This window comes from Corynebacterium tuberculostearicum (assembly GCF_046097465.1).
In the GTDB taxonomy this organism is placed as follows: domain Bacteria; phylum Actinomycetota; class Actinomycetes; order Mycobacteriales; family Mycobacteriaceae; genus Corynebacterium; species Corynebacterium tuberculostearicum_I.
Genome location: NZ_CP175799.1, coordinates 1668192 through 1681065 on the forward strand (window position 1 = coordinate 1668192; position 12874 = coordinate 1681065).

Consider the following 12874-nt stretch of genomic DNA (forward strand, 5'->3'; position numbering starts at 1 on the left):
AAAATTAACTGCACATGAAGGCAATTCTGAGGATCTCGAACATGCAATAAAACCATATATATATCTTATGGACCCCTTGAATTAAAACGTTTCCGAAACTATGGTCAAAAGTGTTTCACCCCACCACGAGCCTGAATAGAGAAACGTGAAACCTTATAAAATAGCCGCATCGATCACTACCGCCGCTTGTATCCTCGGCGGCTTTGCAGTCCCTCCAGCCTCTGCCACAAATGAAACGCTTAACGATCCCCTCAATTCGTCATTCTCAATGTAGATTCTGACGGCGCCCCAAGCCTGCAACCATATTCCACAGGGGAAAGAAGCCCGGGAGATCCTGTTCCTGCTTGCATTCATTCTGAGAAGGAAAAGGGCGCAATTCAAGTCTATAACGATTGCGATTTTGATATGAACGTCAAAGTAATCGTTGCATTTGATTTCGACACACAATGCCTGTTGGTAAAAGCACATTCGCGGAGGAACTTTGAATGGTCTCCGACAAAGCGAATGGACGGTATTCAAGAATGCTAGATACACGCAGCAGAATGAGGACCCTAATCATCGCGATTGTATCAGCATTTTCCCTCCTTCTTTCCTCAAATATTGCCACCGCCGACATCGGAAACTTCCTTTATGACACAAAAGATCAGTGTGAAAGATCGCTGAAGGAGTTACGTAAAGACCCAGCGACAGCTAATTGGGCGAGAAGAGCAAGTTGCAATTACGAAAGCAACTGGGGAAACGGAGTATGGCATCTAAGGACCTAGGATTTGCAAGACCAAAACCAATCTAAGCCAGAAACAGCGAGCGTCACGCCCCAGCCTTTAAATGAGTTTCACGCCGATGCTCCGAACAAAGCAGCAAGCTGCCTCGAAAGGGCTAAACTCACGCAAGAGTGGCTAAACGATCAAGAACAGATTAGTGAAGTGGTACTGCACAGGTTGCTCACTTCCAGCACAAAAGCCGAAGAAGGAAGAATAGGAATCACCTACGTTTTGGGCCAATGGCTACTTTCGAAACGCACTGGAACGTGGTCGGACTTGGCCCACGGCGAGGCTACGGAAAATAGTATCGGCCTTCGGTTCAACGATGGCAACAAGGAAATGCTCCCACTTGAGGACTGGGTATTCGACCTGCTTGGTGAGCCCCAAATCAAGGCCGAAAAATTTCTTGCATTCCTCAACTTCTCTGCTAAACAAGGCACGCATTAGCAAACCCAACTTGTCGTAAACCTGTCTAGATAGTTTAAATACTAAAGTTCAGCAGAAGCTGCAAATAAAATCGCCAGGGCTTCCCCAATCGGGGAAACACCTGGCGATTTTATTTACGCCGCTTGCGGACTAGGTACGCGGAACCTCGACCTCTTCGTAGGCCTGGATGATGTCGCCTACCTGGATATCCGGGTAAGAGAGCACCATACCGCACTCGTAGCCGGCCTTGATCTCGGTTGCGTCGTCCTTTTCGTGACGCAGGGACTCAATCTTAGCGTCGGCAGTGATGACGTTGTTATCGCGCAGCAGGCGAACCTTGCCGTTGCGGACAACCTTGCCCTCGGTAACCATGCAGCCGGCGATGGTACCCACCGCGGAGGACTTGAACAGGGCGCGGATTTCGGCCGCACCGGTGTCGCGTTCCTCGTAAATCGGCTTGAGCATGCCCTTGAGCGCAGCCTCGACCTCTTCGATGGCCTTGTAGATGATCGTGTAGTAGCGAATATCCACGCCCTCTTGGGTGGCCATTTCCGTCGCCTTGCCTTCTGCACGGGTGTTGAAGGCAATGATGACGGCGTCGGAAGCCGCTGCGAGAGAGACGTTGGTCTCGGTCACAGCGCCCACACCACGGTCGATGATGTTGAGCTCGACTTCGTCCTCGGTCTTAATATCCAGCAGAGCATCTTCCAGTGCCTCGACGGAACCGGCGTTGTCGCCCTTGAGGATGAGGTTGAGGGTCGAAGTCTCCTGCAATACCTTGTCCAGATCCTCCAGGGAGACGCGCTTGCGCTGCTTTGCCTGCAGGGCAGAGCGCTTGCGAGCATCACGCTGGTTAGCAATCTGGCGGGCAACGCGGTCATCTTCCACCACGAGCAGGTTATCGCCTGCACCCGGCACACCGGACAGACCCTGAACCTGCACCGGACGGGATGGGCCAGCCTCTTCGACGTCGCCGCCGAATTCATCAAGCATGCGGCGGACACGACCGTGCGCATCACCGACGACGATGGAGTCACCCACGTGCAAGGTACCGCGCTGAACGATGACCGTTGCCACCGGACCACGGCCACGGTCCAGGTGCGACTCAATGGCCACGCCTTGTGCGTCCATGTCTGGGTTAGCGGTCAGCTCCAAGGCGGCATCCGCGGTCAGGATGACCGACTCAAGCAGCTGGTCAATGTTCTTGCCCTGCTTCGCGGAGATATCCACGAACATGGTGTCGCCACCGTACTCTTCCGGAACCAGGCCGTACTCGGTGAGCTGACCACGGATCTTATCCGGCTGAGCCTCCGGCTTATCCACCTTGTTCACGGCCACGACGACCGGAATATCGGCGGCCTTGGCGTGGTTGATGGCCTCCACGGTCTGTGGCATGACGCCGTCATCGGCGGCAACCACGAGGATGGCCAAGTCGGTGGACTTAGCACCACGGGCACGCATGGCGGTAAAGGCCTCGTGACCCGGGGTATCCAGGAAGGTAATGGTGCGCTCGCCGTCCACGTCCACCGTGGTCTGGTAGGCACCAATGCCCTGGGTGATGCCGCCTTCCTCGTGGGCGCCCTCGTTGGTCTTACGGATGGCGTCCAACAGGCGGGTCTTACCGTGGTCAACGTGACCCATAACGGAGACGACTGGAGGACGATTCTCCAGTGCTTCCTCGCCGCCTTCGTCCTCGCCGAACTTCAGGTCGAAGGACTCGAGCAGCTCGCGGTCCTCATCCTCAGGGGAGACGACCTCAACGTTGTAGTTGATCTCGGAGCCGAGCAGCTGCAGCGTATCTTCCGATACGGAAGCGGTTGCCGTCACCATTTCACCGAGGTTGAACAGTGCCTGCACCAGTGCTGCTGGATCCGCACCGATCTTCTCGGCGAAGTCAGACAGGGATGCACCGCGACGCAGGCGGACGGTCTGGCCCTTGCCGTCTGGCAAGCGCACGCCGCCTACGACGTGCTTCTGCTGCTCCTCGTACTCATGGCGCTTCTGACGCTTGGACTTCTTGCCCTTGCGTGGAGCGCCACCTGGACGGCCGAATGCACCTGCGGTGCCACCGCGACGTCCGCCGCGTCCGCCTCCGCGGAAACCGCCTGGACGGCCGCCACCTGGGCCACCGTGGCCTGGTCCGCCATGACCGCCGCGACCGCGGCCGCCGCGTCCACCGCCGCTCGGTGCCTTAGACGGCATCGACGCAGGGTTCGGGTGGGACGGCATCATGGCCGGGGATGGACGACGACCGCCGCCACCCTGGTTATTGCCGCCCTGACGGTTATTGCCGCCCTCGTTCTGGCCACCGCGCTTACCGCGGTTATCGCCGGGCTTATTGCCGCCACGCTGACCCTTGGAGCCGCCTGGGCGAGGGCCCGGACGGTTGTCGCCGCCACCCGTGGAGAACGGGTTATTAGCTACGCGACGGGAGCCGCCTGGCTTCGGCATAGGACGAGGCATGGAATTGCCTGGAGTCGGACGCTCGCCCGACTTCTTGCCGCCAGCCTGGCCAGGCTTTGGTGCGCCCTGGCCGGGCTTCGGTGCGGCGGACTTTGCACCCGGCTTCGGGGCCTGAGCACCCGGCTTCGGGGCAGCTGGCTTTGCGCCGGGCTTAGCAGCACCCTGTCCCGGCTTCGGTGCGCCCTGGCCAGGCTTCGGGGCAGCGGCCTTCGCGCCTGGCTTTGGCGCCTCTGCGCCCGGTTTAGGGGCAGCAGACTTCGCACCCGGCTTCGGGGCGCTCGCCTTTGCGGTGCTCTTAGCGGCACCCTTGGCAGGCTTATTGTCTTGCTTCTTCTCGGCGGCGTCATCGCCGCCGGACTGTGCTTCATAATGTGCTCGCATCTTCTTAACCACCGGCGGTTCGATGGTGGAAGAAGCAGTCTTTACAAACTCACCCTGTTCCTTCAGGGTGGCGAGCAGTTCCTTGCTGGTTACTCCGAGCTGCTTTGCGAGCTCGTGAACACGTAGCTTTCCGGGCACTTGTCTCCTCTTGGTATCGACTAGGAGTCAAGGCCGCGGAAACTGGCCTGACCCCTAGTTAGGTGTGTAGGACTTTCATCGCTGATGCTTCATCGTTGTGCGCTCATCAGTGTTCGGTCTTCCTTTGTAACTCTGGTTCGTACGAATCTAACGCGGCATCTTCCACGCTAGGTACTTGTCCGCCATGCGCTTCCAAGTACTGCCGTACCTGACCTGTGTCCACGGGTGCGGACGTGCGAAGCGCGCGCTTGAAGGCGCGTTTGCGCTCCGCTAGCTCGAGTGCAGATAGTGTGGGACTAATCCACGCCCCGCGGCCGGGAAGCCGGCGGTGTGGATCTGCTACCAGACGGCGGCCGTGCGGATCATCGTGGTCGATGACCACCCGTAGCAAGTCCGTATCTGGCAGGCGGCGGCGAGTAGCGATGCAGGTCCGGAGTCGTTGCCTCTCAGACATTCATCTCCTTACTTTTCGCGTCGCCAATATGCCCCAATCTGCAACTGGGCCGTTTACTAGCCTACGCTACAAAAGCACAGATCCTTAATTAGCGTCAGCGTCCGAGTGAATATCGATCTTCCAACCGGTCAAACGGGCAGCAAGACGGGCATTCTGGCCCTCTTTGCCAATAGCCAGGGACAGCTGGTAATCCGGCACCACCACGCGCGCGATTTGCGCCTCTTTGTCTACAACGGTGACCTTGACCACCTTCGAGGGGGCCAAGGCATTGCCTACGTAGACCGTGGGATCCTCGCTGAAGTCGATGATGTCAATCTTTTCACCGCCGAGCTGGCGCATGATGTTGTTGACGCGCTGACCGCGCGGGCCAATGCAGGCTCCCTTTGCGTTCAGGCCCTTGGCATGGCCCACAACGGCCACCTTGGAACGGTGGCCTGCCTCGCGGGCAATGGCAATCATTTCTACGCTGCCATCGGCAACTTCTGGAACTTCAAGCTCAAAAAGGCCACGCACCAGCTCCGGGTGAGTGCGAGAGAGATTGATCTGTACCTGGGCGCCATTGCGGTTAACGCCTACGACATAGGCCTTAATGCGGTCACCGTGCTCGAGCTTTTCACCCGGAATCTGCTCGGCAGGCAGCAAGATGCCGTCCTGGGACTCCAGCTCAGAGCCCAGCTGGACCACGACGATGCCGCGGGCATTAGCGCGCGCATCGCGCTGGACGATGCCGCTGACAACGCGGCCGGTGAGCTCCGAGTAGGAATCAAAGGTACGCTCTGCCTCGGCCTCGCGCAGCTTGCGCAGGATGGCCTCGCGCACGGCCTGTGCGCCCACGCGTCCAAAGTTTTCCGGGGTGTCATCGTATTCGGTGGTTACTTCCCCAGTTTCTGGGTCACGCTCCGAGACAATGACGCTGACTGCACCGGTTGTGGCGTCGATATCGACGCGGGACTTGGCACCTTCTACCTTGCCGCCAGCATTAGACTCGCGGTAATCCAGGTAGGAATACAACAAGGCACCCGCAATCGCTTCCAGCAAGTCCTTTACGGGGACGCTGCGCTCGGACTCGATGGTACGAAGTGCCTGTAGATCAATATTCACTTGTCATTCCTCTCGGTTGCCGGTTAATTCTCGGCTTCTTCAAACGTCTTGCGCACTGCCTCTAGCTCCTGTTCGGACGGCTGTGCAAACTCAATTTCTACCACTGCCCGGGCAATATTTTCCAATCGTTCGGCGCGCGCCTGCACGTCCTTTTTGCTTGCCGTGATGAGGATTACGGCATCGGCGGCGTCGTTAAGCGCGCCAATGCGCGCCGATTGAGTCTTACCATCGCCAAGGTCGAAGGAGACCTTGCGCCCCCGATTGCGGCGCCAGTGGCGCGGGGCGGTGAGCGGCAAGTCCACGCCGGGGGTGGAGACCTCCAAGGTATAGCCGGCACCGAAGTTCAGCTCTCCTTGCGCTTCCTTGTCATCAAAGAAGGCAGAAATTTCGTTGGAAACTTCCTCCAACACATCGAAGCTAGGGCGCTTATCGCCATCAATACGGATAATGACCTGGGATTTCTTTCCCGCCTTGGTGGTTTTAATATCTTCTACGTCCAATCCCCGCTCAGCTAGTTTGGGTTGCAGGAGATCGGTCAATTGTTGTGCATCTGGGAAAGCCATGCCCACTAGCCTACGTGCTACGGGGTACAGTCTTTTGCGTGAACCGCCGACGTTTAGCTTTAGCCCTCGTAGCCACAACCGCCACCCTGCCCGCCTTGGCTGGGTGCCAAGCGGTTGATTCCGTCGTCGACTACTTTGGCCCGCGGCCAGAAAGCAGGCTGCTGGCGCTTGCCGACGCCGCCGCTACCGACGCCTTGTCCCTCAGCGGCGTCGATGACCATGCCGCAGGGCTGCGCAGCTCCCAGGCGGACGCCCTGTATGCCGAAATTACACGGCTATGCGGCACGGATGATGCCGGCAATCCCCCACGCTCCTGTGAGGTGGAGCGTCCTACCGAGGCCAATCACGCCGCAGACTCTGGCGAAATTATGGAAAATGCCGCTTCTGCGACGACAGAGGCGGCCGATGAGGTCACCGTTGAATCGCGCACCCTAGTTACCGAGCAGGCCATCGCGCTCAATGCTTGGCTGCCTGGCGATGCCCCCGATATTCCCGAGCTTTCCCAACCGGAGCAAAAAAGCGCTGCTGATCTCCTGAGCTGGGAGTATGAGCAGGTATACGGTCTAGATTTCGCCCGCGCCTACGTTGGCCCCGAGCACGAGGACAAGGTGGATCATCGCCTAGCTGTTCATCATCGCCGCATCGACGCCCTCCAGGATGCACTAGCCCGCTACGGCAACATTCCGCAGCCGGAGTCGGCCTATACTTCCGGAGAGCAAGAACTGCCCCACGATTCTGCTTCCGCCCTGGCCTTTATCGATGGCCTTGCCGAACACGACGGCCGCAAGTGGTCCGCCGCCGCCACAGGTGCAGCGCAAGAAGAATCCCCGGATCAGGAATGGGTTACTTGGCTCATTGGCATCGCGGCAGAGTCCCACGGCATGCACTAGGCCACTGCCGCCCCGGCCAGCCCCCACCTGTCCATCCCCTGACAACGGGCCAGCGAAATGGCAGCAACCTCTACGGCCCTATGCATTGCCTCGACTCCTCTAGCGTGCGTAGGTTGGTTCACCATGAGCTTGCAGGAGATTCCGCAAGCTAGACAGACACAAAGAGAAGGAGTTTCCTCTCAATGCGTTCTAAGAAGACCATGTTGACCGTATCCGCCGCAGCACTCGGCCTTGCTGGCTTGGCCGCGCCTGCCGCTACCGCCGCACCGGCTAGCGCCTGGGATCAGGTAGCTGCTTGCGAGTCCGGCGGTGATTGGCACATCAATACCGGAAACGGTTACCAGGGCGGCCTGCAGTTCAACCCGCAGACCTGGGCCGCCAATGGCGGCACTCAGTACGCCCCGACCGCTGACCAGGCAACCCGCGAGCAGCAAATTGCCGTGGCCGAAAGCGTCCTAGCCACCCAGGGTGCTGGCGCTTGGCCTAACTGCGGCGGCCCCGTCGCCGGCTAGTTTCTAGCCTCGGCATTTAACACGAAACCGGCCTCCTCCCCATCCCGCGAAACCCCGCGGAGTAAGGGAGGAGGCCGGCTTTTGTGTTTCACCTAGTTGGCTAGCATGCAGCCAATGTGTCTTTAGGCCTCATGCTTGGCGATATTCCAGGCATACATCATCAACAACACCTGCAGCGGCTGGCGGATGATGTGGTAGAGCTTCTTTGGCCACCCTGCCTTGCGTTCAATCCAGGCGTGGTACATATTGGCCGGCCACACCGCGGCAAAGAGTGCAAGTGCGGAAGCACCGCCGAAGCCGCGGGTGGCGCGGCGGCGAAGCAAGGCACCGGTGGCAATCTCCCACAGGCCCGAAGCAAAGTTATAAAAGCGCGCAGGACCTGGCAGTTGCGGCGGGACAATGGATTCGAAAGTCTTCGGCTTCACAAAATGCAATACGCCCATTGCTGAAAGCACCGTGGAAAGCCCATTCTTTTGAAAGTTCATGCCTTCCACGGTACCCCGCCGCGCAAAGTTGGGTCCTATTTAGCCACGCACGAGCTCGAGGATCTTGTCCACGATGTCCTCGGCTGGAACCTCGAGGGTCTCTCCCCCGCGGATGCGCAGCTCAATCTTGCCTTCCTTGAAGGCACGGCCCAGAATTGCCACGAAGGGCATGCCAAGGAGCTCTGCATCCTTGAACTTCACACCTGGGGAAACCTTCGGGCGGTCATCGAAGAGCACCTCGAGTCCCTTGTCAGATAGCTCTTCTACCAGCTTGTCGCCGGCCTCCATGGCGGCGGCGTCCTTATTGGCCACGGCTACGTGTACCTGGTACGGCGCAACAGCTACTGGCCAATTGAGGCCCTTGTCATCGTGGCGCTGCTCGGCCAAGACGGCCAGCATGCGGGTGATACCAATGCCATAGGACCCCATGGTAGGAACGGCGCGCTTGCCGTTTTCGTCCAAAATCTGGACATCGAAGGCCTCAGTGTATTTGCGACCCAGCTGGAAGATATGGCCGAGCTCAATGCCGCGCTCCAAAGTCAGGGTGCCCTGGTTATTAGGAGCCAGGTCGCCTTCTTTAACCTCAGCGGCCTCAATGAACTCATCCACGGTGAAATCGCGGCCGGCCACGCAGCCAACCACGTGGCGCTCACTCGCATCGGCGCCGGTAATCCACGCCGTACCCTTGACCACGCGCGGATCCGCCAGGACCTTAATGCCATTGGCGTTCAAAGCGCGCGGGCCCACATAGCCCTTGACCAAGAAGTCATTGTCTGCAAAGTCCTTGTCCCCGGCCAACTCAAACTCCACCGGCTCGAGTGCGGCCTCAAGGCGCTTCTCATCCAACTCGCGATCGCCAGGGATGAGAACCGCCGCCAACTCGGACTCGCGCTCTTCGCTCTCTGCGGACGGGTGGTAGAGCTTGACCATCATGCACTTGAGCGTGTCTGCGGCGGTTACCTCGCGGCCGTCGACAGTAATGCCTGCGCCCTGGGCCCATTCGACCAGCTTCTCAATGGTCTCGGCACCCGGGGTGTCATGCTCCTGTGCCTCTGGCTGGCCCTCAATATCCTTCTCCGCCGGTGCTGGGGTCACCACGGCCTCGACGTTGGCTGCGTAGTCGCCCTCGGTGGAGCGCACAAAGGTATCCTCGCCTACCTCAGATACGGCGAGGAATTCCTCGGAGGCGGAGCCGCCCATGGCACCAGAGGTGGCCTTACAGATGGCGTAATCGATCTCTAGGCGGTTGAAGATATTCTGATACGCCTTGCGGTGGCGGCCGTAGGACTCGTCCAAGCCCTCATCGGTCATGTCGAAGGAATAGGAATCCTTCATCGTGAATTCGCGGCCACGCAGCACACCAGCACGAGGGCGCTCCTCATCGCGGTACTTGGTCTGAATCTGATACAGCGTAACCGGGAAATCCTTATAGGAGGAGTACATATCCTTGACCGCACTGGCAAACATTTCCTCGTGGGTAGGGCCAAGCAGCATATCTGCGTTCTTGCGGTCCTTGAGGCGGAAGAGGTTATCGCCGTATTCCACCCAGCGGTTGGTCTTCTCATAAGGCTCGCGCGGCAGCAAAGCAGGAAACAGCATTTCCTGGCCGCCGATGGCGTCCATTTCCTGACGGACTACATCTTCAATCTTGCGCAGGGTGCGCAGACCCAACGGCAGCCAGGTATACACGCCCGGCGCGACGCGGCGTACATAACCGGCGCGGACGAGCAGCTTGTGGCTAGGGACCTCGGCATCGGCAGGGTCCTCACGGAGGGTACGGAGAAATAGTTCAGAAAGGCGGGTAATCATGCACAAAAATATACCCCGCTACCCTGTATATATGCTCATTATCCTCCCTCCTTCAGAAACTAAGGCCCACGGCGGTACGGGACAGCCTCTTGACTTTGAGCGGCTATCCTTCCCAGAACTGCACGATACCCGGCGCGAAACTGCCGCTGAGCTGCAGTCTCTTCCGGTAGACGAGGCCATGGAGGTACTCAAGCTTTCGGAAAAGCTGCGCGGTGAGGCCGAATCCAATCAGGGGCTTTTTACCACCCCCACCATGCCGGCCGTGTTGCGTTATACCGGCGTGCTTTTTGATGCCTTGGATGCCCCTTCCCTGCCCACGTGGGATCGCCTTGCTATTGGCGACGCCCTCTTTGGTGTCCTCCGCGCCAGCGACCCCATTCCGCATTACCGTCTTTCGGGTGGCTCGAAGCTCGGCGGCCGCACCATGAAGTCGCGCTGGGGCAAGCAAATTACGCAGGCGCTCGAGGGAGTGGACGAGCTTATTGTGGATCTGCGCTCGGGCACTTATCAGCAGCTCGGCCGGGTAAAGGATGCGGTAACGGTACGGGTGGAAAGCGTGCAGGACGATGGATCGCGCAAGGTGGTCAGCCACTTCAATAAGCACTTCAAGGGCCTGTTAGCCCGCGAGTTAGCGCTCTCGCCTGCCGACGCCTATAGCGCCGCCGACGTTGCCGCCATCGCGCGCGCCGCGGGTATGACCGTTGAGGAGCCGGGGCCTGGGTCGAGTGAGCTTACGCTCGTCGTCAAGCGCTAAGCCCACCTTGAACGACTCAGCACAGCTTGCCTAGCGCAGCTGCGGGTTATACAGCAGGCTATTGCGCTGTACCGAGCATTCGGTAGCCACGCGAACCGAGCGGGCAACATGCCCGGACTCGCGCAAGGGGTAAAGCTTGCCTACTACCCTATCGCGCAGATCCCAGGGCGAGATGGTGTTGAGATAAATTTTGGTCCCGCCTTCGAATCCGGCAAGGGTAGAAATGCGGAGCTTGATGAGAATGCGCCATGGCTGAGCCACGTCGACATCGGCAGGCTTGTGGTGCCATTCCTCATTGCAGGGCACCTCGCGGCCCACTGCGGCGTGGGCGGCGTGGACGAGGTCGCTCATGGCGCGGATTTCTTCTTCCGACTGCCGCCAGGGCTCACAGGTCGCGGACTTGGAGTAGACCTCCAAGGTGGGATAGCGGTGCCCAAAGCCGGCGAAGAGGACGGCATGGTCGTTTTCCGCAATGATGAGGTTGCGGCTAGCGGCATAGTCCACCGCCCACTCGTTGTACATATTCATATTGCTGCGCAGCATCTGTACCTCCCGGTGGGAGGCCATGCCGCGATCATCGATGGCGACGAGTTGCTTGTGCAGGTGCTCGAAGGAGGCGCCGGCTGGCTGCAGCCAATTTTGGAAGGCCACCACATAGGGGGCGTAGCGGTTGCGCTCGTAGAGGTCGCGCATGGCGTCAATAGTCAGCTGCATAAAGAGCAGGTGCTCTTCGGCGCTGAGGGTGCCGGAAGATACCACTTGGGAATCATCCTGTGCACCGCGCTCAAAATGGCGGCCCGCCACGATGACGTCGTGGCCTCCTGCGAAAAAGCCCGCCGCCTGTTCTATAAGTTCCTCTTCGCTTGCTTCAGGAAGGTGCGCTGCCTTGCGCTTCGTGCGCACGATCTTGAGCACATGTTCCCGGCCGGCAGGATCGGCAAGGTAGTTGTCCATGCGTTGGCGAGTCTCAGCATCCATGTCGAAGCCGTAGTTGGCATGCCAGTAGTCATAGGAGACGATTTCAAACAGATTGGGGATGCGGCGAAAGGCCGGCACGGTGTGTCCGTATTCGCTCAAGGGCAGCCCACGCACAATCCCGCCGGACGGCAGAATGCGAGCCTTTTCCGGCGGGGTATCGGTCATGCGACCTGAGCAAAAAGCGCAGCGGTGGGTGAAGTCTTCTTCCTGCAGTGGCTGCGGGTTAGCCACTGGCGTAGACAGCGGACGGTTGCCGCGGCCCGGCACGGTCCATACCTCGGTCCCGGAGAACGGGTTGACCTGCTTGACCGTGCCATCCCGCATGGTCTGGATGGGTTCTATGCGGGCAAAAAGTGCATCACTCATGCCCACCAGCGTAGCTAGTTCTGGGAGTTATTTGGCGACGGACCGACGGCGGGACACTGCGCACGCACCACCGACGCAGACTGCCAGCGTTACGCCCAGAATCAAAGCAGACACAGCGCGGGAATGATCCAAGGGACCTGAATCGCTACCCAAGACCAAGGTCTGCATATTGACGAAGGGCAGGCAGCTCAACAACGCTTCTGCCCACGAGGCGTCAAATGCCATAAGCGCAGTTTCAAGAACAAAGAACTCCACCACGAGGATCATCGCCGCAAATGTGCCGCTACGCAAGAGATAAGCCAACCCCATAGCCAGCAGGCTAAAGCCGGCCCATTCCAGGTAAGCAAACACCACTCGGTTGCAGTCCGGCCACTGGTGAAAGCTTGTGAAGTCAATATCGCCGCCGAGTGCCGCAATCAGCAAGGTTCCCACAGCTATACCCAGCGTGGCAGCGAGCAAGAGTGATACCAGGATGACTAAGAATTGGCTGAGCACTATGCCAACGCGGCGATTGGATGAAAGATAAGACCATGCAACGGTTCCCTTTCCCAGGTCACCTCCGACCATCATCGCGGATGCAAAGATCATCACCACCATGGCGAGTTCACTAGCTGATAAGACATCACTGGATTGAAACTTGCCGTCCGCGGTGCCGTTGAAGTCATAGCCCCAGGCCGTAAGCACGCCGCCGGCGGCCATGCCGAGTGCCACGATGGCGAGGTAGACCCAGGTAGAGCGAAGAGAAAAGAGTTTGCGGGATTCTGAAACCACAGTATTCATTGAAAATCTGTCC

The 12874-nt window shown here is 59.0% G+C and carries 12 protein-coding genes; 4 read left to right on the plus strand and 8 right to left on the minus strand.

Annotated elements, in window-relative coordinates; all coding sequences use genetic code 11:
* Positions 1-767: 767 nt before the first annotated feature.
* The gene (locus ACKFRX_RS07930) at positions 768-1208 is read left to right on the plus strand and encodes a hypothetical protein (protein WP_005325175.1); all 441 of its coding nucleotides are present in this window, start codon (positions 768-770) and stop codon (positions 1206-1208) included.
* 129 nt (positions 1209-1337) lie between these two features.
* Here the strand turns inward: ACKFRX_RS07930 and infB are convergent, their stop codons facing one another.
* The 4 genes from infB to rimP form a co-directional block, all read right to left on the minus strand.
* Positions 1338-4169 (minus strand): translation initiation factor IF-2, encoded by a 2832-nt coding sequence (gene infB, locus ACKFRX_RS07935; RefSeq protein WP_408927623.1) that lies wholly within the window; start codon positions 4167-4169, stop codon positions 1338-1340.
* 106 nt (positions 4170-4275) lie between these two features.
* A complete protein-coding gene (locus ACKFRX_RS07940) occupies positions 4276-4623 on the minus strand; it encodes a YlxR family protein (protein ID WP_408927624.1) in 348 nt (115 codons plus the stop codon).
* A gap of 84 nt (positions 4624-4707) precedes the next feature.
* On the minus strand, positions 4708-5724 hold the full coding sequence (gene nusA / locus ACKFRX_RS07945; RefSeq protein ID WP_408927625.1) for a transcription termination factor NusA: 1017 nt from the start codon (positions 5722-5724) through the stop codon (positions 4708-4710).
* Between the two features lie 23 nt (positions 5725-5747).
* A complete protein-coding gene (rimP, locus tag ACKFRX_RS07950; protein WP_408927626.1) occupies positions 5748-6287 on the minus strand; it encodes a ribosome maturation factor RimP in 540 nt (179 codons plus the stop codon).
* A 38-nt stretch (positions 6288-6325) separates the two neighbouring features.
* On the opposite strand from rimP, the gene ACKFRX_RS07955 reads away from it, so the two are divergent.
* Both ACKFRX_RS07955 and ACKFRX_RS07960 read left to right on the plus strand, forming a co-directional pair.
* On the plus strand, positions 6326-7177 hold the full coding sequence (locus ACKFRX_RS07955) for a DUF4439 domain-containing protein (RefSeq protein ID WP_408927627.1): 852 nt from the start codon (positions 6326-6328) through the stop codon (positions 7175-7177).
* 182 nt (positions 7178-7359) lie between these two features.
* Positions 7360-7689 (plus strand): transglycosylase family protein, encoded by a 330-nt coding sequence (locus tag ACKFRX_RS07960; protein ID WP_049377454.1) that lies wholly within the window; start codon positions 7360-7362, stop codon positions 7687-7689.
* A 122-nt stretch (positions 7690-7811) separates the two neighbouring features.
* On the opposite strand, the gene ACKFRX_RS07965 is transcribed toward ACKFRX_RS07960, so the two are convergent.
* Both ACKFRX_RS07965 and ACKFRX_RS07970 read right to left on the minus strand, forming a co-directional pair.
* On the minus strand, positions 7812-8174 hold the full coding sequence (locus ACKFRX_RS07965; protein ID WP_034668463.1) for a membrane protein: 363 nt from the start codon (positions 8172-8174) through the stop codon (positions 7812-7814).
* A 39-nt stretch (positions 8175-8213) separates the two neighbouring features.
* Positions 8214-9983 carry a proline--tRNA ligase gene (locus tag ACKFRX_RS07970; RefSeq protein ID WP_408927628.1) on the minus strand — a complete coding sequence of 590 codons (1770 nt, stop codon included), beginning with the start codon at positions 9981-9983 and terminating at the stop codon, positions 8214-8216.
* A 31-nt stretch (positions 9984-10014) separates the two neighbouring features.
* Here ACKFRX_RS07970 and yaaA point away from each other — a divergent pair, with 31 nt between their 5' ends.
* Entirely contained in the window at positions 10015-10737 is a 723-nt protein-coding gene (gene yaaA / locus ACKFRX_RS07975; RefSeq protein WP_408927629.1) for a peroxide stress protein YaaA, read from the plus strand.
* Positions 10738-10767: 30 nt separating this feature from the next.
* Here the strand turns inward: yaaA and ACKFRX_RS07980 are convergent, their stop codons facing one another.
* Both ACKFRX_RS07980 and ACKFRX_RS07985 read right to left on the minus strand, forming a co-directional pair.
* Entirely contained in the window at positions 10768-12081 is a 1314-nt protein-coding gene (locus ACKFRX_RS07980; RefSeq protein ID WP_408927630.1) for a DUF4921 family protein, read from the minus strand.
* 27 nt (positions 12082-12108) lie between these two features.
* Complete coding sequence (locus ACKFRX_RS07985) at positions 12109-12861, minus strand: ABC transporter permease (RefSeq protein WP_408927631.1); 753 nt, start codon at positions 12859-12861, stop codon at positions 12109-12111.
* Between the last annotated feature and the right edge of the window lie 13 nt (positions 12862-12874).